The following is a 21,905-nucleotide window of genomic DNA, read 5'->3' on the forward strand; positions in this document are numbered from 1 at the left end:
AACATGGCGGAAACTAAGCGGCCAATGATGCCGAAAACTTCAGTTGCCGTTGTGGCAACTACGAAGCTGTCTGATGCACGACGCAGAGTTCTAGATCAGCTGTATGAGCCGATTCTGGGGGTCACAGCGTACAGTCTGGCAACTGTTATGTGGCGTCAAGTCACGCTTGCTGTGGATTTAAAAGCAGAACTGACTCAGACTGATTTATTGACGCTTTTAAACGTCGGCTTACCGACCCTAATCAGCGCTCGGGAACGACTTGAAGGCGCTGGGTTGTTACGGACTTACGAGAATCAGCCTGACCGTTTGCCAGACCTGATCTATGAATTACAGCAGCCAGTCAGCGGAGAAATGTTTTTTAAGGATGACCTCTTAAGTGTTTTACTGCTTGAAGTTGTCGGTGAACGGCAATTCGACCGGCTACGGCGAGCTTTTTTGCCACGCGCTCTAAAGCGTGATCAGTGGCATGAGATTTCTAAGTCGTTCCTAGACGTTTTTTCCGTAGATGAACGGATGATTGCTGAACCACCCAAAATGATTGAAACCACGAAGGCGGCTTTTAAGGCCGGTGCGTCAAACGCCCAGTCTATCACGCCCGAGGCCGATGATTTTGACTTTGAGTTGCTGGCGGATCTTTTAAAGCGGTCATACGTTGATTTGACTGATCTGCGGCAGTATCGGCAACTGATTATCAATGAGCACTTACTGTATGGCATTGATGAACCTGAAATGGCTAGACTGATTGGTGAAACGACCAATCTAACTGATAATAAGCTTGATTCATCGGCGTTCAAGCGACTCATTGCAAACACTTACCGACAGGAAAGCAGTGCAGTGGTCGCAGACAAAACCGTCAGCGAATCTAAGGGCTCACAAAGTCCCAGTGAAAAACAGCAGGAAGCTGCGCTAATTCGCACTGCTAAACAGTATGACCCGATGTCGTTTTTAGCTCAGGTACGTCAGCAGCAAGGCGGGTACGTGGCTAGTGGTGAACAACGAATTGTGGAGCAGATTGCTAACAAGCAGATTTTTTCACCGGCTGTGATCAATATTTTGATCTATGAGGTTCTGATCGATCTTGGTAACTCGACCGTTACTCAACGACTGACCGATACGATTGCCAACCGTTGGGCGCAAGATGGCGTCAAAACACCAGAGGATGCACTAGCTAGCATTCATAAATTTAAGACAGCACGGGATCAACCCCGAACTGCCCGGCGCCGTGGGACAACCCAAAACGTTAAGGAGACGTTACCTGATTGGGCAAAGTCCGATTATCAGTCCAAGCGTAAAAAGGCCATGACGGAATCAGAAAAACAAACTTTTAACGCCCAACTGAATGAACTCAAGAAACTTCGGAATGGAGGGGATCAGCATGGATAACATTAGCGAGTCTATGAAGCGGTACATGGATCAACATCAGCTGAATGCTAATTACCAAAAGCTAATGAACCAAGTTTACCAAGACCCAGATGTGCGGGCATTTTTAGACGCGCATGCTGATCAACTAAATGCTGAACAGATTAACCGTTCGTCAGCTAATTTGTACGAATACGTCAATGAGCGCAATAAAGTAGCCGCGGGGAAAACCACGTTTGCTCCGGGATACGAGCCCAAGTTAGTCCTGAATGATCACCTCGTAGAAGTGACCTATCAACCGACCAATGCTCAGAAAAAAAAGCTGAGGCAACAGGCGTTACATCGTCGTGTCAGTGCGATTATGATGCCGAAACTGGTGAAGGAAGCAACCTTTGATAATTTTATCACTGATCCAGACCGGCAAGCTGCACTGAACGCTGCTGTCGCCTTTATCAAGGCCTATTCTGCTGATCCAAAGCACTTCCATCAGGGGCTGTATCTATACGGCAGTTTTGGGGTGGGCAAGACCTACCTATTGGGTGCCATTGCTAATCAACTGGCCGATATGGGTATCAAATCGACACTGGTGCATTTTCCAAGCTTTGCAGTGGAAATGAAAAACGCAATTGGCAATAATCAGGTTGCAGGACGCTTGGAAGACGTAAAGCGCGCCCCCATCTTAATGATTGATGATATCGGTGCTGATGCCATGTCAGCATGGGTTCGTGATGATATTTTGGGTGTGATCTTAGAGTTTCGAATGCAAAATGAATTGCCAACTTTTTTCAGTTCTAATTTTTCGATGCAACAGTTGGAGACTGAACACTTAGCGCAGACCCAAAGAGGCGACGTTGAGCCCTTGAAAGCCAAGCGGCTGATGGAGCGTATTCGCTTTTTAGCTCAGGAAATTGAAATGATTGGCGAGAATCGGCGTCAAAAATAATATTGACAGTGTTTTTTGAAAGTGGTTTAATGTGAATTGTAATCAATTTCAAAGAATTTAAATGTTTGAAAGACACGACTTATTTGAACTCTCCAAGAGAGAAGCACCTATTCTGGAAGTGCTTTGTGAGTAATCTTAAGTTACCACTTTCTCGGATGTGCGGTGGAGAATACCGCATCGGTTGTCCCGTTATCACTTAATGAAGGTTTGGTTCGTAGTTTGAGCCAGACGAATTTCGGGTGGAACCGCGTAGAGACGTCCCGGTATGTACAGTAATGTGCATGCCGGGATTTTTTATTTTCCGGGAAAAAAGATTTCAGCATTTGAAACTAAAATTATTGAAGGAGCAGAGTAGAATGGCAGATATTACGTTACAATTTCCAGATGGCAAGCAACGACAGTTTGATGCCAATGCAACAACTAAAGACGTTGCACAGTCGATTGCGATCAGTTTAGCAAAGAAGGCCGTTGCCGGTAAATTAGACGGCAAGTTAATCGATTTAAACGCACCGTTGAAGCATGACGGCAAAATTGAGATCGTCACTTCCGACAGCGAGGACGGCTTATCAGTTTTACGTCAGTCCGTAGCCTTACTGACTAAAGTAGCTTTGAAAGAGACTTTTCCAGAGATTCAATTTGGTGCCGAAGTTGGTGACCAAGATGGTTTCTACGTCGATACCGACAAGCAAGACGGTCAGGTCAGTGTAGATTCCTTGCCAGCAATTTCTGATAAGGTTCAGGCTTTGGTCAATCAAAAATTGGCAATTAAGCACGTTCGGTTGAGTAAGGACGAGGCTTTGAAAAAGCTCGAGGGTACTTCATACGAACAAAAGCTGGTCAAAGATAGTGATGACGAAGAATTTCCATTCTACGAAATTGACGGTGTTTCCGTATTAGCCAGTGGCGTTAGTTTTGATAACACCGGTGCAATCAAGTTCTTCCGCCTGTTATCAGTGGCTGGGGCCTACTTTGAAGGCAAGTCATCCAATCCAATGCTGCAACGAATCTACGGAACTGCATTTTATAAGCAAGCCGACCTTGACGCTGACTTACAGGCACGCCAAGAAGCCCGCGAACATGATCACCGGGTCATCGGTAATGATTTAGACTTGTTCTTTGTTGATCCTAAAGTTGGTGCTGGGTTACCATACTGGATGCCAAATGGTGCAACGATTCGTCGGACAATTGAACGTTACATTATTGATAAGGAAGTTGCTGATGGCTACAAACACGTGTACACCCCAGTACTAGCTAACCTGGACCTCTACAAGACTTCTGGTCACTGGGATCACTACCGTGAAGACATGTTCCCACCAATGGACATGGGTGATGGCGAAATGCTTGAACTGCGGCCAATGAACTGCCCAAGCCACATTCAAATTTATAACCACCACATCCGTTCATACCGTGAATTACCACTGCGGATCGCTGAACTTGGGATGATGCATCGTTACGAAAAGTCTGGTGCCTTAAGCGGGTTACAACGTGTTCGTGAAATGACGTTGAATGATGGTCACACGTTCGTTGCTTTGGATCAAGTGCAAGACGAATTTAAGAAGATCCTCCGTTTGATCATGGACGTTTATAAAGACTTCAATATCGACGATTACAGTTTCCGTCTTTCATACCGTGACCCTGAAAACACCGAAAAGTACTTCGATGATGACGAGATGTGGAACCGCAGTCAAACGATGCTGAAGGGTGCCATGGATGACCTTGGTCTGGACTACTACGAAGCTGAAGGGGAAGCCGCATTCTACGGTCCTAAGCTCGATATTCAAACCAAGACCGCACTCGGCAATGACGAAACGATGTCGACCATTCAACTGGACTTCATGCTGCCAGACCGGTTCGACTTGACCTACGTCGGTGCTGATGGTGAAAACCATCGTCCAGTGATGATCCACCGTGGGATCGTTGGAACGATGGAACGGTTCATTGCTTACTTGACTGAGATCTACAAGGGTGCCTTCCCAACTTGGTTAGCGCCTAAACAGGTCACGATTATTCCCGTCAGCGATGATAAGCATGGCGACTACGCTGAAAAGCTGCGTAAGCAATACGCGACTGCTGGCGTCCGTGCCGAGGTCGATCACCGTGGTGAAAAAATGAACTACTTGATTCGGGATGCTCAGACGCATAAGATTCCATACACGCTAGTTGTTGGTGATAAGGAAATGGCTGACAACGCCGTCAGTGTTCGTAAATATGGAGAAGAAAACAGTGAGTCCATGGGTGCTGACGATTTCCAGACAGCCATTTTAAAGGACATTGCTAATTATAGTAATAACTAATTTATAAAATACCGCTTGACAGCTCATGATAAGACGTTATAATTATAACTCGTGAGCTTAAAGCAAAGTTATTTGACAGATATGACCTATCATGGTATATTTATCAGGTTGAAAAAATGTAAGTAGAAGCACCCGCTTCTCGCCTCGTGGTTCACGCTGCCTGGCTGATACGTAAATAAACCGAACCTTAGCTGGTTTGGGTATTTAACGGGTGCGCATTGCGTGCCCGTTATTTATTTGGGCAAGACTTACGTTTGATGTTTTCTCTAACTCACTCGGAGGTGAATGACCATAGCAAACGATATGATGGTTAACGAAGGAATCCGTGCTCGGGAAGTTCGGTTGATCGGCAACGATGGCGAACAACTTGGCATTAAGAGTAAAAAGGATGCGCTTCAACTGGCTGAAGATGCTAATTTGGATCTAGTTTTAGTTGCTGCTAAGGCAAAACCACCGGTAGCCCGGATCATGGATTACGGCAAGTACCGGTTTGAGATGCAAAAGAAGCAACGGGAAGCTCGAAAGAAGCAAAAGGTCGTTAGCGTTAAAGAAGTTCGCTTAAGTCCATCAATTGATACGAATGATTTCAACACCAAGTTGAAGAACGCTAAGAAGTTCTTGGCTAAGGGCGAAAAAGTTCGGGTTTCAATTCGATTCAAGGGTCGTGCCATTACCCATAAGGATATTGGTCGAGATGTTTTGAACCGGATGGCAGCAGAAACAAGCGATGTTGCAACCGTTGAGCAACGTCCGAAAATGGACGGACGGAGCATGTTTTTGATGCTGACACCAAAGCAAGATAACTAGATTTAAAAGTATTTGAGGAGGATTTTCGATTATGCCAAAGATGAAGACTAACCGTGCTGCTGCCAAGCGTTTCAAAGTTTCTGCCAAGGGCGGCATTAAGAGCGCGAATGCTTACACAAGTCACCGTTTCCACGGTAAGACCAAGAAGCAACGTCGTCAATTACGTGGGACTTCCATGATGGAATCAAACACGATCAAGAAAACTTATCGTCAATTACTGCAAAAGTAATTCCGAAAGTTAGCGTCAGATCCATCGTTGAAAAACGATGATAACCGTAAGTATTAGGAGGAATTCAATATGCCACGAGTAAAAGGTGGAACAGTTACACGCGCACGTCACAAAAAGATTCTTAAGTTAGCCAAGGGTTACCGTGGTTCAAAGCACCGTTTGTTTAAGGTTGCTAAGGACCAGGTAATGAAGGGTTACCAGTATGCCTATCGTGATCGTAAGGTCAACAAGCGTAACTTCCGTCGTCTTTGGATCGCACGGATCAACGCTGCAGCCCGTTTAAACGGTTTAAGCTACAGCAAAATGATGTTTGGCTTAAAGCAGGCTAACGTTGAAGTTAACCGTAAGATGCTGGCTGACTTGGCTGTTAACGATGCTGATGCATTCAAGGCATTAGCTGACGAAGCTAAGAAGGCACTTTAAATTAAACCTAAAAACGAGGCTGGATGGCAATCTTCCAACCTCGTTTTTTAATTATACTGGTTCTACTTTGCGCCATAATCGTAGGCAAAACGGCAAAAATCTCGTATAATGAACTATTAGTATAAGAAAAAAGGAGCCCAGAAATGTTAGCACGATTTACACCAACTTGGATGATCCATGCCACGTATGATATTAACCCAGGGGATTTAAATGCATTGGGTATCAAAGTGGTCTTGACTGATCTGGATAATACTTTGATAGCTTGGAATAATCCTTACGGTACAGAAGAACTTCGTGACTGGATGCGAGCTCTGCAACGTGAAAACATCCAGTTAGTGGTGGTCTCCAATAACTCCCGTAAACGTGTTAAAAAAGCGGTAGCTGCGTTGCAGTTGCCATTCATTTCACGGGCTTTAAAACCTCTTTCAATTGGCATTCGGCGCGCCATGCGACAGTACCAAGTGGCGGCAAATGAGGTTGTGATGGTGGGTGATCAACTGCTGACAGATATTGCTGCTGCCAATGGTTCCGGGGTTCGCAGTATCCTGGTTCAACCAATCGTCGAAAGTGATGCCTGGAACACACGAATTAACCGCTTCTTTGAACACTTTGTGATGCACGCGATGCGTAAAAAGCATCCCGAACTCAAATTTCGAAAGGAATTCATGAATGAACGAAACAAATAAAGATGAAGTATTAGTCGATGGCGAAGAAGTCTTTTGCATTGGCTGTGGTGCGCAGATTCAAACGACAGCTAAGGATCAGCCAGGCTATACTCCTCAGTCAGCATTAAATAAGGGGTTGAAGACCGGTGAACTATACTGCCAGCGCTGCTTCCGATTAAGGCACTACAACGAGATCGTACCGGTTGGATTGACTGACGATGACTTTCTTCGTTTGCTCACTCAAATCCGGGATGCAAATGCGTTGATCGTTTACGTTGTTGATATTTTCGACTTTAACGGCTCAATCATTCCGGGTCTTCACCGCTTTGTGGGTGATAATCCGATTATGCTGGTCGGCAATAAGGAAGACCTGCTGCCAAGCTCGCTGCGGCGATCTAAATTAAAGGACTGGCTAAGACAGCGGGCTAACGAACAAGGAATTCGTCCGATTGACGTTTCACTGCTGTCGGCAAAAACGAACCAGTCAGTCGATGATTTCTTAGTCAAGGTTGATAAATACCGTGGAGATCGGGACGTTTACATTGTTGGCGTGACAAATGTCGGCAAATCAACACTGATCAACCAAATCATTCGGCGTTCAACCGGGGCGAAGAACGTCATCACAACGTCCCGTTTCCCTGGCACAACGCTTGATAAAATTGAAATTCCACTTGGTGATGATCACGTCTTAGTGGATACACCTGGCATCATTCACCCGTCACAAATGGCTCACTTCCTGTCTGGCAAGGATCTAAAAATCGTAACGCCGCAAAAGCAAATTAAGCCTAAAGTTTATCAACTCAATGACCAGCAGACTATTTTTCTAGCGGGAATGGCCCGTTTTGATTACGTTAAAGGCCCAAAGCATGGGTTTACTGTTTACGTTGAAAATACGTTGCCGCTTCACCGAACAAAATTAGAAAACGCCGATGCCTTTTACGCCAAACACGTGGGTGATCTATTGACGCCGCCTGATAGTACCGACAATGATCTGCCGCCACTGACCCGCCACGAGTTTAAAGTGACACAAAAGAGCGATTTAGTGTTCGAAGGATTGGGCTGGATCACGGTGCCAGCCGGTGTTGTAGTTGCCGGCTACGCTCCTGAAGGCGTGGGCGTTGTGATTCGCAGAGCAATGATATAAGGAGAATAGATTTGAATTTAAAAGGCAAACAAAAACGATTTTTACGTGCACAAGCGCATCATTTGAGCCCAATTTTTTCGGTCGGGAAAAACGGGCTCAATCAGACTTGGCTTGCACAGTTAAACGGCGCGTTGCAAAAACGAGAATTGATCAAGATCAATTTACAGCAGAGTGCTGACGAAACGGTGGCGGACGTCCAAGCTTATATTGAGGACAATACCAATATTCAAGTGATCCAAACGATTGGTCGAGTATTGGTACTCTTTCAGCCATCTTCTAACGAGAAGTACCAGGATCTTTCTGTACGGGTTAAAGCATTAGCATAAAACTGATGAAGTAAGGGGACGTCACGATGGTCAAGGTAGAAGAACGAACAGAAACCAAGGTTATTGAACAATTGGCTGCTTCCGTCACTAAGAAGCGAATTGGCATTCTTGGTGGCACTTTCAATCCGCCACACATTGGTCATTTGATTATGGCTGATCAGGTCATGACCCAACTTGGTTTGGATCGGGTATTGTTTATGCCCGATGCAAATCCACCTCATGTTGATCGAAAATTTGCGATTGATGCCACTGACCGGGTCAGAATGGTTGCCGCTTCAATTGCCGGTAACCCTAACTTTGGGATTGAACTGGCAGAGATTCAGCGCGGCGGCATTAGCTATACCTATGACACCATGTTGGAATTGAAGCGCAAACACCCCGAAAACGACTATTATTTTATTATCGGCGGTGACATGGTGGATTATTTACCTAAGTGGCATCGAATTGACGACCTAATGAAGCTAGTTCAATTTGTGGGTGTTCGTCGTGAAAACTACCCGGTAACATCAAAGTACCCAGTTCTGTGGGTCGACATTCCCTTGATCGATATTAGTTCGACGATGATTCGGCGACGGATCAGGCAGGGACAATCCATCAGGTATTTCGTGACGGATGCCGTTGCTGAGTATATTAAGGAGCGACAGTTATATCATGAGTGAAACAATTACGTATTCGGATCGGTACACGCCAGACAGTCGTGACCAGTTGTTGACCAAGATTTCTAGGCAGCTCAAGCCTGCGCGCTTCGAGCATGTTCAACGGGTCGAAGCAACCGCCATAAAGCTTGCTAAACAGTATGGTGTAAACGTTGAGAAGGCTTCCATTGCAGGTCTTATTCACGACTACGCTAAACAGCGTCCCGATAAAGATTTCATTGATGCGATTCACCGCTACAAGTTGGATCCTGATTTGGTGAATTGGAACAATGCTATCTGGCATGGTGTAGTGGGTGCCGAGTTGATCAAGACGGAACTCGGTATTTTCGATGAGGAGATCATTGATGCAGTTCGTTTTCACACAACTGGGAATCGTTACATGACTAAGTTAGCGCAGATTATTTACATGGCGGACTATATTGAACCCGCCCGCGATTTCGACGGGGTCGAAAAGGCGCGCTTGCTGACATCTCAAAATTTGGCACTAGCGGTGGCCTACCAGACTAAGCACACGCTAATGTATTTACTAACCAACAATCAACGCATCTACCCGAAAACAATTGACACTTATAATGCTTGGGTCCCTCAAAGTGGACTCGAAAACTAACGGAGGAAATAATGACAAGTAAAGAAATGTTAGAAATTGTGGTTAAAGCTGCTTCAGACAAACGAGCCGAAGATATTGTCGCGTTGGATATGCAAAATGTCAGTCTATTAACTGACTACTTTCTTATCACGGATGCCACTTCTGGGCGTCAGGTTCAAGCCATCAGTGATAGTGTCCAAGATGCCGTTGAGGCGGCTGGCATTGAAGTGAAGCGGATCGAAGGCCGCGATGCTGCCCGCTGGGTCATGATCGACCTTGGTGACGTCATGGTTCACATCTTTCAAAAGGATGAGCGTGCCCATTATAATTTGGAAAAATTGTGGTCTGAAGCACCGCTGGTTAACGTTGATGAATGGGTTGAAGCATGATCTATCAGACCTTTGCCCAACTCTATGACGAACTGTTCGATAGTGATCTTTATCTGGATTGGCGAAATTTTGTGACGGGGCAAGTCATGCAAAGCACGGCGCCCCTGCTGGAATTAGCTTGTGGTGCTGGCAGATTAGCCGTCCTGCTTCGCCAGGCTGGCTATGATGTGACTGGCTTCGATCTTTCCGATGAGATGCTTAGCCTAGCTGATCAACACGCCCGCGAAGCCCGAGTATCTTTACCACTGATTCAAGGCAACATGCTGGATCTGTCGGATATCGGTACTTACCATACGGTAACGTGTTTTGCTGATTCACTGTGTTACTTACCGGATGAACAGTCACTTTCAACGACTTTTGAACAGGTTGCACATCACCTTGACGATGATGGGCAATTTTTGTTTGATGTGATTTCACCATATCAAACAGATGTGGTTTATCCCGGTTATATGTATAATTACCATGATGAAAAACGGGCGTTTATGTGGTCTTCTGACGCGGGTGATGAACCGCACTCTGTTGATCATGATCTGACTTTTTTCACTTATAATGAAGTTAAGGACGCCTATGATGAGGTCGCTGAACTACATCACGAACGCACTTACGAGATGGCAACCTATCAAACATTGTTGCGCCAGGCCGGTTTTAAAAACGTGCAGGTAACGGCTGATTTTGGTCGATCCAGTGTCAAAGATGATACCACCCGCTGGTTTTGGACGTGTTCTAAGTAAAGCAACATTCTAGAAGGGAGGAGAGTGCTATCGCTAGAATTCTTGGAATAGTCGCAGAGTATAATCCGTTCCATAATGGTCATATTTATCAGTTACAGCAGGCTCAAGCACGCTCAGATGCAGAGTTGACTATCGCTGTGATGAGCGGTAACTGGGTACAGCGAGGCGAACCTAGTCTGCTTGATAAATGGCAGCGAACCCGATTAGCACTCTCCGCTGGAATTGATTTAGTTGTTGAACTGCCATTTCAGTTTGCCGTTCAACCGGCGCATCTGTTTGCCCGTGGCGCCGTTCAACTGTTAGCGCAATTAGGTTGCACTGAACTGGCATTTGGCGCGGAACATCCTGGACTTGATTTTGACAGGCTGGTGGCTAATCAACCGACGCATGCTGCCGAACATTTTAAGCAGTTTGACGAAACATATCCCACACTATTCAATGATTATCTGCAAGCTCAAACGGGAATCGACCTGCGTAGCTCAAACGATATTTTGGGTTTTAGTTACGTTGCAGCTAACCGTGAATTGAAGCGACCCATGACCATCTTGCCCATTCAACGGCGTGGCAACGCGCACCGCTCGACAGACTTTGATGTTGATGATACGATTGTTAGTGGCGCGGCCATTCGTCAAGCAGTCCAAGCGGGAGATTCTCAATTGATCAAGCGGATAGTCCCCCCAATCACGGCGACAGCGCTACAGGAGTATCAGCACATTAACTGGGAAAATTACTGGCCTTTTTTACGGTATCAGGTCCTGACACAGTCGATTTCACAATTGCAGCATATCTATCAAATGAGCGAGGGAATTGAGTATCGATTGAAACAGGCGGCGCTGACTAGTAAGAGTTTCAAGGACTTCATTCGAGCCGCCAAGACGAAAAGATACACTTACGCGCGCTTACAGCGCTTATGCGTTTATATTCTGCTGCAGGTGAGCAACGTTGAACTGCCTACACGGCTTCGTTATGGGCGTGTGCTGGGCTTTAATTCGGAGGGGCAGCAGCTCCTGAATGTTCTCAAAAAGCGCGTTGCTCTGCCTTTAATTTCCCGGGTAACGGATGATTGGGTATCAGGTCCATATCGTTTAGATTATCAAGCTGGAGTTTTACGGCAGATGCTTAGCGGCGTCGATCAGGATCGTCTCAGACATCCGGTCATTTTTTAAAACCAATCAATTGTCGTACGTGTCATGTAAATTCCCTTGACATCACTATATCCCATCGTTATAATAATAAAGTTGCGTTAGGAGGATATTTGAATTGAAACTGTCGTTATCTGAGTTACAAAAAGATTACCGACACGAACCAATGAAATTCGATGAAGTCCTGGAACTAAAGTCAACTCTGATGGAACGCTACCCAGAAGAGGTACTTGACGTAACGCCAGTTCACATCAAGGGCATGGTGAGTGTTGAAACTGGTGGCGATGTAATGCTTTACGCGCACATCAAAGCGACGCTTACAGTGCCGTCTACCAGGTCATTAACACCCGTTGAACTACCAACTGATTTCGATATTACGGAGTTTTATGTTGCTTCGCAGGCAGCCTTGGAACGCTATGAGGAATCAGATGTCGTTTTAGTCGTTGAAGATGATGTTATTGATGTGGATAAGGCAATTGCTGACAATCTGTTAGTACAGATTCCGATGCGCGTACTGACGAAGGCTGAACGTGAGGCTGACCAGTTACCAGAAGGTAAAGGCTGGACGGTAACACTGGAAGGTCAGGCTGAAGAATCAGATTCTAAATCTGTTGATCCACGTCTTGCTAAGTTGAAAGATTTCTTTGATGATGATTCATCAAAGAAAGGTAAACAGTAGGACTTTAAAACATTTCACTAGTGGATAATTTTAAATTTGAAGGAGGTGTTTCCATTGGCTGTACCAGCACGTAAAACTTCTAAGACGAAGAAACGGATGCGTCGAGGAAACATTAAGTTACAGACACCTAATTTGAGCCCCTGCCCAAACTGTGGTGAGTTACGTTTATCACACGTTGTTTGCCCAAACTGCGGCTTCTATGATGGCCGTCAAGTTGTTTCAACTAACAACTAAACACGTCTTAAAAGCAACCTAGAGAACCGCGGTCTCTGGTTGCTTTTTTGTTACCTGTTTTATGATTCTGGAGTCGGATAATGTGATTTTGTTTTCAAGCTTTAAAAATCGTTTTGAAGCCTTAATTACTAGGCGATTTGATCATGAGGTGATGAGATGCGACCAAAACAACCCGTAAAGATAACTCCGGTGACTTTAACCGATGCACCTGAGATTTACCGACTAGTTAGTACCAATATGACCTCATTGTCGCCTTGGTTACCGTGGGCTAAACGCATGAGTGACATAGCCACTGAACGGCATTTTCTAAAGTACGCGATTCAAAAGCAAGCTCAAGGGCAGCTTTTCATGTTCACGATCCGGGTGAATGGGGAAGTGGCGGGAGCAATTGATCTACATAATATCGATAGTGACGATCGACATGCTGAAATTGGGTACTGGTTAGGAGACCAATTTCGTGGTCAGGGCGTGATGGCTGAGAGTTTGAAGCAGATTGAATTGATTGCTAAGGGTTTACAGATTCATGTGTTACTCATTTTGGCTGATGTGGGCAATAATCAGAGTCAACGCGTGGCCATCAGAAGTGGGTATCTCCGCAGCGGGCTCATTTCCGAGTATCTATATGATGGTAAAGAGTGGCATGACTGCGTATTTTACAGCAAAGTGCTTTCACCAACAGTCTCTGACTAGGCAGAAATAAGACTTCGGGAGTTGTGTTTGGTTCTTGGGTATATCTAATAGTCGCAGAGTTCGACGAAATAAAACCGGCAGTCACCCATTTCGTTAATTGACGAAATACATGACTGCCGATTTGTTTTTTTTAAATGAAACGCTAATCCAAAATTTATAAGTTATTCTTGTGTAAAGTCAACAACCATTCGACCGGTGATTTTACCAGCCTTCATTTCGTCAATGATATCGTTAATTTCACTGAGACGACGGGTTTGAACGATGGGGTGAACTTTGCCTTCCGCACCAAATTGGAACGTTTCAGCGAGGTCTTGACGAGTCCCAACTAAGGAACCGGCGACTTGAATACCATCAAGAACCGTCTTAGCAATGTTGAGCTCCATATTACCTTGAGGCAGGGCAACAGCAACAAGGCGGCCATCTGGACGAAGAGCATTCACTGATTGATTAAATGCAGCGTCATTTACAGCGGTAACCTGTGAGTTGTGAACACCGCCGACTTGTTTTTGAATCTCTTCAGCAACGTTTTGCGTCTTCCGGTTGATCAGGATATCAGCACCGTTGTCCTTGGCAGCTTGCAATTTATCTGGGTTACCATCAACGGCAACCACGTGCGCGCCAAAGACGTGCTTAGCATATTGAACGGCCAGGTTACCCAAACCACCAGCACCAACAACTTCAACCCATTGTTCCGGCTTGGTTTCGCCGACTTTAAGGGCTTTATACATGGTTACTCCGGCGCAGGTTAAACTGGTAGCTTCAACCGGATCCAAGCCTTCTGGTACCTTAACAGCGTAGTCAGCATCAACGATTACTTGCTGTGCCATTGCACCGTCAACGGTGAAACCAGAATTCTGCACGTTTCGGCAAAGTGTTTCACGACCAGTTAAGCAGTATTCACAATGACCGCAGCCCTTATAGAACCAGGCAATCGAAACGCGGTCACCGACTTTTAGATTTTCAACGCCGTCACCAAGTTTTGATACAATACCGACGCCTTCGTGACCAATGATCCGGCCAGGAACTTTACCAAAATCACCAGCGGCAACGTGAAGGTCGGTGTGACAAAGGCCGCAATATTCTACGTCAACTAACGCCTCACCATAGTTTAGGGAACGGAGTTTAACATCTTTAATATCTACATACCCATCGACTGGGTCGCGTACAACTGCTGCTTTCATAATCAAAACCTCTTTCGTGTAATATTGAACAATGTTATTTAACCATGTCCCTTCCAAAAAAGCAAGTGATTTCTTGAGCAATCATTCGTTTTTACATTTAAAAGGCATTTTTGAAAACGTTTTCATTACTTTTATATCGGCGCACATGAGCATATTACTAAATCGGGATAATTAATGCAATAATTCACGATATCTTAATGTTCATTTCTTTCCTTATAAATACACATTAGATTCGCCAAATTCTAATAATTATAGTAAGATATAAACGTAATATGCCTGACAGTATGGTAAACTAATAAGCGGTGTGTCAGGAATCTTTTTAAACGATAGACAAAAATAAAAAATAAGAGGAGTTCGTTTAAGATGAGTCGAATTTTAATTATTGAAGATGAGAAAAACTTAGCTCGTTTTGTTGAGCTAGAATTAAAACATGAAGGCTATGATACCGAGGTACAATTTAACGGGCGTACGGGACTCGATGCTGCACTGAATGAAGATTTTGACGTGATTTTACTGGATCTGATGTTACCAGAATTAAACGGGATCGATGTGGCCCGTCGAATTCGTGAAGTTAAGTCCACACCAATCATTATGATGACGGCCCGGGATTCCGTAATCGACCGGGTTTCTGGGTTTGATCACGGCGCGGATGATTACATTGTGAAGCCGTTTGCAATTGAGGAGCTGCTGGCACGTGTCCGGGCGCTGTTACGTCGGATTCACATTGAAAGTGAACAAAAGGACTTTAAGCAAACGACTGTGACTTATAAGGACCTGACGATTGAAAAGGAAAACCGAGTTGTTCGTCGCGGTGATGAAGTGATCAATTTAACGAAGCGCGAATATGAATTGCTTTTGACCCTGATGGAAAACGTGAACGTTGTATTGGCCCGTGACGTTTTGTTAAATAAGGTCTGGGGCTACGAATCAGAAGTCGAGACTAATGTCGTGGACGTTTACGTTCGTTATCTGAGAAATAAGATCGACCGACCAGGAGAAAAGAGTTATATTCAAACGGTTCGTGGTACTGGGTACGTGATGCGTTCATGAGTCAACCCTTTGATCAAGAAACACCAATTAAGAAGCATCATCGCTTATCGATGAAATGGAAGTGGGCGCTTGGCAGTGCAGCCGGCGTCTTTCTTATCTTCTTGGTGTTTTCATTACTACTATTTAAGGGAATGTCCGGCGTGTTACTGCAACAGGAACGTTCCCATGTTAACAGTACGGTGGACACGGTAATCAGCAGAGTTGATAACTTACAGGGGCACTTTACTTCAGACGCGGTCAGCGATGCGCTCCAGCCGACGCTTAATCAACCCAGTGGTTCAGTGTCGGAGAGTACCAACATCTATCAAAATGCTGTGATCACTGACCTGTCCCGTGACAGTACGGGTGTCACTGTCTTTAACGCCAATAAAAAAGAGGTCTTTTCCTCCCGAGGCACGCGGTTAAAAAAGTCGTTACTGACCGGTAAACGGCACATGAAGACAGTCTCGACCAATCAATTTGATGGCTTGATGGCCAGTGCGCCAATTTACTCAACTAGTGGCCATCGGTTGCTGGGTTACGTCCAGGTTACCAACGCCATGACCGAGTACAAAGCTGCTTTGCACCACTTTATTTTAATTTTACTGGTGCTGGTCATTTCAGCAATGTTTGTCGCCTCGATTTTTAGTTATTTACTGGCGGATTTTTTGCTACGGCCAATTACTGGATTAAATCAGACGATGCGAGCTGTCCGCTCTGATCCCCAGTCGGATGAACGTGTCCCGATTACGAAGCGCAATGATGAACTGTCAGATTTAAGTGAACTATTTAATGATATGCTGGATCAAATGCAACGTTATATTGATCAGCAGCAACAATTTGTCGGCGATGTGTCCCACGAGTTAAGAACGCCGGTGGCCGTCATTCAAGGTCACATTGAAATGTTGCAACGGTGGGGCAAAGATGATCCTGAAGTTTTAAATGAGTCATTATCGGCTGCCATGCAGGAGACTAAACGGATGCAAAGTTTAGTCACCGAGATGCTGGATCTGACGCGTGCAGAACAGATTCAGATTACAATGAACCACGAGACTTCAGACATCAAAGAAGTTGTCAATCAAGTTTTTAATGATTTTAAGATGATCCATCCTGATTTCACGTTTATTTTAGATGATGATGTTAAAGGCCATGCTTATTCGCAGATTTATCGTAATCACTTGGAGCAAGTTTTGATTATCTTACTGGATAACGCGGTCAAGTACTCCGTTAATCGTAAAGAAATTCACTTGTCGTTTTCATCAAGCGGTCACGTCGCTCAAATTGCGGTTCAAGATTTTGGTGAAGGAATTTCACAGGAAAACGTTTCACGGGTCTTCAACCGGTTCTACCGGGTCGATAAAGCCCGGAGCCGCAACAAAGGTGGCAACGGGTTGGGCCTGTCAATTGCCAAGCGGCTGGTTGAAGCCTACCATGGCAAAATTAGTATTGAAAGTGCAGTTGGCGCTGGGTCGATTTTCCAGATCGAGTTACCGTTGATCTCTGAAGATGAGAAAATCAAGCTGGACCATGCCAAGGAAGAGGACGAAGAAGAACGTTCTGTTTCAGATCCGTTAGCCACCAACCTCGGTGCTAATCCAAATTCAACCGAGTCAAGTGAAGTCATTCCTGGCGTTTATCGAGCCAGTGATCAACCGAAACCTAAGGATTCTTCAGCTGATGAGCGCCATGATGATCAACACTGAGTTAGCAGGTTCTTTTCGGGAGCCTGTAAGCACGATTTTGCGGCTCTTCGTCAAATATCCTAAAGTAGAAGTATCAAAATTACGACGGTAATTTTGATACTTCTTTTTGTATACTCAAATTGAGGTTGAGGTCGTCAACTTTCGTGAGCTTTTAGCTCGAGCGTCAAATTGGCCCATTAAGCAACAGACTGCTGAGTTTGATTAGGATAATGGTCTACAAGATCGTATTGGAAAGTAAACAAATCTGTTGTTCAATGCCTCGATTATTTGGAGGTGATTATGTGTATGTAATTGGAATTGATGTTAGTCGTGGTCATAGTGATTGTGCGCTGGTAAGGAAGGATGAAGTGTTACGAGAGTTTAAAATTAAACATGATAAAAACGGTTTTTCGCAGTTGTTATCAATCATAAATGACTGTAAATTTGCCGTGACTATCGTGTTTGAAACAACTGGCGTTTACTCATCACAATTAGGATGTTTTTGCCGGCAATTTAAATTGGACTATGTAGAAATGAATCCGCTGGATTCATCGATTAACATGGATTCAATGCGGAGAAATAAAACGGATCGTTCAGATGCTGTTAATCTAGCGTTTTTGCAGATTAATCAGCCCGGTAAGGTATCTAGAAGACATTTTATTGGTGGCGATTATGCAGACTTGCATGTATTGAGTCATCAATACTTTCAATTATCTGTTGAACGCGGAAGAGTCATGAATCATCTGCATGCTGCTCTTGAACAATCGTTTCCTGAGCTGAACGATATTTTTATTCCGATTAAATCAGTTTTAGGATTAACGACTATTAAAAAGTATCCCCATCCTAATTTTTTACTTGGTAAGTCATTGGATCAGATGGTTACTGAAATTCGTTCAGCTGTAAGCCTGAGATTACACACTGATACCATCAGACTACATTGTCAACAAGTAATAACTGCTGGCCAGATTTCGTATCCCGCAATTTCAGCTGATTCAATGATAATTCAGGTGATAAGACAGTACTGTGATCAAATATTTGATTATAATCAAAGAATTGACGACGTTTCTAAGGCACTCATCAAGTTAGCTCAAACATTACCTGAATTTCGATTGATATCCAGTATCCCAGGAACAGGTCAGAAGTCTACAGCCTTGTTACTGGGTTGCGTTGGCAATATAAGTAGATTCACAACTTATAAACAATTCAATGCCTTCGTTGGCATTGACATCAGAAGATATCAATCAGGTGCGTCTCAAAAATTAGATATAATTAATCGTCGCGGCCGTCAGGACGCCAGAAAGGTCTTGTTTGAGATGATTAGAAGCATGTTGAGAAACCAAAGTCATTTAGATAACCACATTGTGGATTATTATTATTTATTAAAAAAGGGACCTCATCCTAAGCCGGACAAGATTGCAGTGATTGCTTGTATCAATAGACTAAATCGGACAATTATAAATCTGGTTCGCACTAATCAGGTTTACGATTTTAATAAAACATCACACAAATAACAGATATTGGTAGTAATTTTTAAATTACGATTACTACACTTTTTAGTGTACTCTCTTTTACCAAACAAGGAGCGTTGACAATCTATTGGAAAGGTCTTGTTTGAGATGATTAGAAGCATGTTGAGAAACCAAAGTCATTTAGATAACCACATTGTGGATTATTATTATTTATTAAAAAAGGGACCTCATCCTAAGCCGGACAAGATTGCAGTGATTGCTTGTATCAATAGACTAAATCGGACAATTATAAATCTGGTTCGCACTAATCAGGTTTACGATTTTAATAAAACATCACACAAATAACAGATATTGGTAGTAATTTTTAAATTACGATTACTACACTTTTTAGTGTACTCTCTTTTACCAAACAAGGAGCGTTGACAATCTATTGGAAGAAAAGTTGATAGTTCTTTATGAGGGTATTTAGGCCTTAATTGGTCTAGGTACTCTTTTTAGTTTACCGTGGTCTTTTTAACTTGCTTGAACCAGACTCTTTCTAGGAAAATACGATTGATAAAGTTTAACCAGTTTTTATAGCCATAGGCCGTATTCTTAATCTTTTTGATTTGACTATTAATACCTTCTAGGAAGCCGTTAGAGTACTCCATTCGCAGGGCGTTGAGAACCTGAGACTGATATTTCTTCAAAGATTTGATGGCTTGATCCATGCGATTTCCCTGGGGATGATAAGCATTCAGTGTCGCTTGAAGTGTGCTTACATCACGTTCTCTAACGGCAGTCAGAATGGCTTGATAAGTTTCATACGTCCCGCGAAAGCGGGGATCAAGATCGAGACATTTAGAGATGAGGTTGACCGCAGTATCGTAGTACCCGACGCTCACATGATAAGTTGGCCTAACGGCATCAAGCTCGTTGAAACGCTTGAGAAAGACTTTCCATTCCCGCTTCATAAAGCGGTAGTCTTTACTGCGCTTAGGAATGGTCTTCATGACCTGCACGCGAACCATATTAAGCGCTGTTGAGACCATTTGGACAATGTGAAAACGATCTACGACTACTTTGGCGTTGGGAAATAGCCGCGGGATCAGTTTGATGTAGCCTGCATTTAAGTCTAACGACACAGTTTTGACCTGTTGACGGACTTTAAGTGGGAAACGTTCAAAGTAGGTCGTGATCTGATAAGAAGTGCGTGATGGCAGAATAGCACCAATTTCGCGTCGGTCACTATCAGCCCAAATAAAACTCATCTTGTCAGTGGCTTTAAATTCGTCAAAAGCTAAGTGTTCCGGCAACCATGTGGTTTGATAGAAGTTGTGTTGCCGAGTCTCTTCATCAATGATCCGTTGAACTGTCTTGTCGGAAACATGATAGCGGCGGCCAATAGCCGTTAAAGTCTGGTTAGTGGGGACCTCGTATAAGATCATTTGCCGGACTGGTTCACTGATCACACAGTACGAACGGACGTAGTCGGTTCGTCCTTGGAAGACGGTGGCACACCGTTTACAGCGAAAGCGTGGGCAGATGAGCTTTAAGTATGTTGGCCGGTAGCTAAAACTAGGAGCCACGATGCACACTTGATTAGTGCCAAAGTGAACAATCTCATCAGCGAACCCACATTGTGGACATCGGTCTGCCTGGACGTCCAATCGGCCATGATAGACCAGTGCTTGAGTTCCGTGGATCAATTCAATTTCAGCATCTTCAGTAAAAATGATATTGGGGTCTTTTATTTCGAGGGCTAATCGGATAGACTTACTAGTTAGGGACATTACACTCACTCCGTTTCTCTTTCTTTGGTAGGACAGCGAACATGGGACAGTGTGATGTCCTGTTCATGTCTTCTAATATCTAAATGGTATAGAAAAAAGAGTTGGCAGGCAAGTAGCCTATCAACCCTAAATATCGTAGCACCGATTTTGCTGCCTAATTGGGAGTAGAATCGTGTTTTTTCATTCCAGCTAGCTCCTTGCATTTCTCTTAATTTTGTTTAGAAAATGATTTTTTGGTTTCAAAATTGCGTATAGTAAATAGTGTATCAAAGACCTATTCGTAGATCGGAGTGACAAGCAATGGCAACGATTATTTGTCCAAGTTGCGGCCATGCGATTCCAGCTAATTCGACGTTTTGTCCGGACTGCGGATTCGCATTGACCGCGGTTAATGCTAAGAATCAAGATCAAGCTTTGCGTGAGTCTTCGCTTTCTAGAAAACGACGCCGTTCAGCCGATAGCTGGCAGCGACGGTTAATTCCAAACTGGCAACACCTCAGGCAAGTTGGCCAGTTTATGCTGACCAACAGCTGGTTCTTGCTAGTTGTGTACGTTGTAACGCTAGTGTTGAACGATTGGCGTTGGGAAATTTTAGGCTTATTTTTACTGACTTGCTATTTATTTCCTTTGCTGAGCGGTCGGACGGTTTTTTTCGGCACTGGTCCACTGGAACGGAAAAACGAAACGTTGCCAGGAGGGCCCAAAACCGGCGCACAGCCCGTTGATACCCAGTTTGAACGGGAAAAACAGTCTGTTTCAAGAGCAGCAGAATCGGTAAAGGTTGGTCGGCCAACCAATAAGCTCCGTTTTCATCTAATGCCTAACCTAGAATTTAGACTCGGAACAATCTTGATCATCCCAAGTCTGATCGTTTATTTGGTAGCCCGTCAGGTTATCACTCGAAACGGTGGCCAGACTAACCAGCTTTTCAACCGGCCGGGACTAGGTGTGACTGCTGATGTATACGTCATCAGTCTCGGGTTATTAGGAATTGCAGCCGCGCTGGTACTTGGCGGGTGTGTCAAGGGGATCACACATCATCACATTGGCGGTCAGCGGTTTAAACGGTGGGCACTAACAGCAGCTATTTTAGCCATTCTATTAGCCATTGGACTGTATCAAAATGCAGGTGTGGCGGCCACCTCGAGTAGCAGTGTTCTCACCGCCATTGGCAATTATTTAATTACTTTTCTCCCTTGGGCAGCCGTCATTTTGTACGGAGTGGGAATCATTAAAAATTTAATCACGCCACAACGTTGGTAAAACGGTCATTTCCAATGTGATGGGAATTACGTTAGGTAATTAAAAGCTAAAAAAGAGGCTGGGGCAAGGGTAATATTGGTAAGTGTCTATCTGCTCTCTTAACGCGGAAGTAGTTAAACATGTGACTCAGCCTCAAGACTGTACAGGGTCTAAACGCGCGTTAAGACTCAGACCCCGGTCACGCAAGCAAAGAGCGCCGTGGATTCCTGATT

23 protein-coding genes, 1 pseudogene and 1 other annotated feature are annotated in these 21,905 nt (G+C 44.3%); of the genes and pseudogenes, 22 read left to right on the forward strand and 2 right to left on the reverse strand.

Annotated elements, in window-relative coordinates; genetic code table 11:
- Positions 1–3 precede the first annotated feature (3 nt).
- The 17 genes from GM612_RS08205 (at position 4) to GM612_RS08285 (ending at position 13,297) form a co-directional block, all read left to right on the forward strand.
- The gene (locus tag GM612_RS08205; RefSeq protein ID WP_155431898.1) at positions 4–1,383 is read left to right on the forward strand and encodes a DnaD domain protein; all 1,380 of its coding nucleotides are present in this window, start codon (positions 4–6) and stop codon (positions 1,381–1,383) included.
- Positions 1,376–2,302: a primosomal protein DnaI gene (dnaI, locus tag GM612_RS08210; protein ID WP_155431899.1), complete on the forward strand. Its 927-nt coding sequence runs from the start codon at positions 1,376–1,378 to the stop codon at positions 2,300–2,302. Before GM612_RS08205 ends, dnaI begins: the two co-directional genes overlap by 8 nt.
- Positions 2,303–2,658: 356 nt before the next feature.
- The gene (gene thrS, locus GM612_RS08215; RefSeq protein WP_155431900.1) at positions 2,659–4,596 is read left to right on the forward strand and encodes a threonine--tRNA ligase; all 1,938 of its coding nucleotides are present in this window, start codon (positions 2,659–2,661) and stop codon (positions 4,594–4,596) included.
- 114 nt (positions 4,597–4,710) lie between these two features.
- Positions 4,711–4,840, forward strand: a sequence feature (ribosomal protein L20 leader region).
- 41 nt (positions 4,841–4,881) lie between these two features.
- Positions 4,882–5,403, forward strand: a complete 522-nt coding sequence (infC, locus tag GM612_RS08220; RefSeq protein WP_155431901.1) for a translation initiation factor IF-3 — start codon at positions 4,882–4,884, stop codon at positions 5,401–5,403.
- Positions 5,404–5,434: 31 nt separating this feature from the next.
- A complete protein-coding gene (gene rpmI / locus GM612_RS08225; protein ID WP_054699968.1) occupies positions 5,435–5,632 on the forward strand; it encodes a 50S ribosomal protein L35 in 198 nt (65 codons plus the stop codon).
- Positions 5,633–5,701: 69 nt separating this feature from the next.
- Positions 5,702–6,055 carry a 50S ribosomal protein L20 gene (rplT, locus tag GM612_RS08230; RefSeq protein WP_155431902.1) on the forward strand — a complete coding sequence of 118 codons (354 nt, stop codon included), beginning with the start codon at positions 5,702–5,704 and terminating at the stop codon, positions 6,053–6,055.
- Between the two features lie 143 nt (positions 6,056–6,198).
- Positions 6,199–6,741 (forward strand): YqeG family HAD IIIA-type phosphatase, encoded by a 543-nt coding sequence (locus tag GM612_RS08235; RefSeq protein ID WP_155431903.1) that lies wholly within the window; start codon positions 6,199–6,201, stop codon positions 6,739–6,741.
- A complete protein-coding gene (gene yqeH, locus GM612_RS08240; RefSeq protein WP_155431904.1) occupies positions 6,725–7,864 on the forward strand; it encodes a ribosome biogenesis GTPase YqeH in 1,140 nt (379 codons plus the stop codon). The genes GM612_RS08235 and yqeH overlap by 17 nt, the downstream gene beginning before the upstream one ends.
- Positions 7,865–7,875: 11 nt before the next feature.
- Positions 7,876–8,190, forward strand: a complete 315-nt coding sequence (gene yhbY, locus GM612_RS08245) for a ribosome assembly RNA-binding protein YhbY (protein ID WP_155431905.1) — start codon at positions 7,876–7,878, stop codon at positions 8,188–8,190.
- A gap of 26 nt (positions 8,191–8,216) precedes the next feature.
- Positions 8,217–8,849, forward strand: coding sequence for a nicotinate-nucleotide adenylyltransferase (locus GM612_RS08250; RefSeq protein WP_155431906.1), 633 nt, complete (start codon positions 8,217–8,219; stop codon positions 8,847–8,849).
- Positions 8,842–9,453 carry a bis(5'-nucleosyl)-tetraphosphatase (symmetrical) YqeK gene (gene yqeK / locus GM612_RS08255; protein WP_155431907.1) on the forward strand — a complete coding sequence of 204 codons (612 nt, stop codon included), beginning with the start codon at positions 8,842–8,844 and terminating at the stop codon, positions 9,451–9,453. The genes GM612_RS08250 and yqeK overlap by 8 nt, the downstream gene beginning before the upstream one ends.
- 8 nt (positions 9,454–9,461) lie before the next feature.
- Entirely contained in the window at positions 9,462–9,821 is a 360-nt protein-coding gene (gene rsfS, locus GM612_RS08260) for a ribosome silencing factor (RefSeq protein WP_343031857.1), read from the forward strand.
- On the forward strand, positions 9,818–10,552 hold the full coding sequence (locus tag GM612_RS08265; protein WP_155431909.1) for a class I SAM-dependent DNA methyltransferase: 735 nt from the start codon (positions 9,818–9,820) through the stop codon (positions 10,550–10,552). The genes rsfS and GM612_RS08265 overlap by 4 nt, the downstream gene beginning before the upstream one ends.
- A 47-nt stretch (positions 10,553–10,599) precedes the next feature.
- Positions 10,600–11,718 (forward strand): nucleotidyltransferase, encoded by a 1,119-nt coding sequence (locus GM612_RS08270; protein WP_343031858.1) that lies wholly within the window; start codon positions 10,600–10,602, stop codon positions 11,716–11,718.
- Positions 11,719–11,812: 94 nt separating this feature from the next.
- Entirely contained in the window at positions 11,813–12,373 is a 561-nt protein-coding gene (locus GM612_RS08275) for a YceD family protein (RefSeq protein ID WP_155431910.1), read from the forward strand.
- Positions 12,374–12,427: 54 nt separating this feature from the next.
- Positions 12,428–12,607, forward strand: coding sequence for a 50S ribosomal protein L32 (rpmF, locus tag GM612_RS08280; protein ID WP_155431911.1), 180 nt, complete (start codon positions 12,428–12,430; stop codon positions 12,605–12,607).
- Between the two features lie 156 nt (positions 12,608–12,763).
- Positions 12,764–13,297, forward strand: coding sequence for a GNAT family N-acetyltransferase (locus GM612_RS08285; protein WP_155431912.1), 534 nt, complete (start codon positions 12,764–12,766; stop codon positions 13,295–13,297).
- A gap of 161 nt (positions 13,298–13,458) precedes the next feature.
- Here the strand turns inward: GM612_RS08285 and adhP are convergent, their stop codons facing one another.
- Positions 13,459–14,478: an alcohol dehydrogenase AdhP gene (gene adhP, locus GM612_RS08290; RefSeq protein ID WP_155431913.1), complete on the reverse strand. Its 1,020-nt coding sequence runs from the start codon at positions 14,476–14,478 to the stop codon at positions 13,459–13,461.
- A gap of 363 nt (positions 14,479–14,841) precedes the next feature.
- Here adhP and GM612_RS08295 point away from each other — a divergent pair, with 363 nt between their 5' ends.
- From GM612_RS08295 to GM612_RS12670, 4 genes and pseudogenes are all read left to right on the forward strand, one after another.
- Complete coding sequence (locus tag GM612_RS08295; protein WP_155431914.1) at positions 14,842–15,528, forward strand: response regulator transcription factor; 687 nt, start codon at positions 14,842–14,844, stop codon at positions 15,526–15,528.
- The gene (locus GM612_RS08300) at positions 15,525–17,210 is read left to right on the forward strand and encodes a HAMP domain-containing sensor histidine kinase (protein WP_155431915.1); all 1,686 of its coding nucleotides are present in this window, start codon (positions 15,525–15,527) and stop codon (positions 17,208–17,210) included. The genes GM612_RS08295 and GM612_RS08300 overlap by 4 nt, the downstream gene beginning before the upstream one ends.
- A 281-nt stretch (positions 17,211–17,491) precedes the next feature.
- Positions 17,492–18,700: an IS110 family RNA-guided transposase gene (locus GM612_RS08305; protein WP_343031851.1), complete on the forward strand. Its 1,209-nt coding sequence runs from the start codon at positions 17,492–17,494 to the stop codon at positions 18,698–18,700.
- A 93-nt stretch (positions 18,701–18,793) separates the two neighbouring features.
- Positions 18,794–19,003 (forward strand): annotated as a pseudogene (locus tag GM612_RS12670) (IS110 family transposase); the annotation flags it as partial.
- 149 nt (positions 19,004–19,152) lie between these two features.
- Here GM612_RS12670 and GM612_RS08310 read toward each other — a convergent pair.
- Positions 19,153–20,430, reverse strand: a complete 1,278-nt coding sequence (locus GM612_RS08310) for an ISL3 family transposase (RefSeq protein ID WP_155431916.1) — start codon at positions 20,428–20,430, stop codon at positions 19,153–19,155.
- A 300-nt stretch (positions 20,431–20,730) separates the two neighbouring features.
- Between GM612_RS08310 and GM612_RS08315 the strand changes: the two genes are divergently transcribed.
- A complete protein-coding gene (locus GM612_RS08315; RefSeq protein WP_155431917.1) occupies positions 20,731–21,693 on the forward strand; it encodes a zinc ribbon domain-containing protein in 963 nt (320 codons plus the stop codon).
- Positions 21,694–21,905 lie beyond the last annotated feature (212 nt).

Origin of the sequence: Secundilactobacillus folii (genome assembly GCF_009720675.1) — a bacterium.
Classification (GTDB): Bacteria; Bacillota; Bacilli; order Lactobacillales; family Lactobacillaceae; genus Secundilactobacillus; species Secundilactobacillus folii.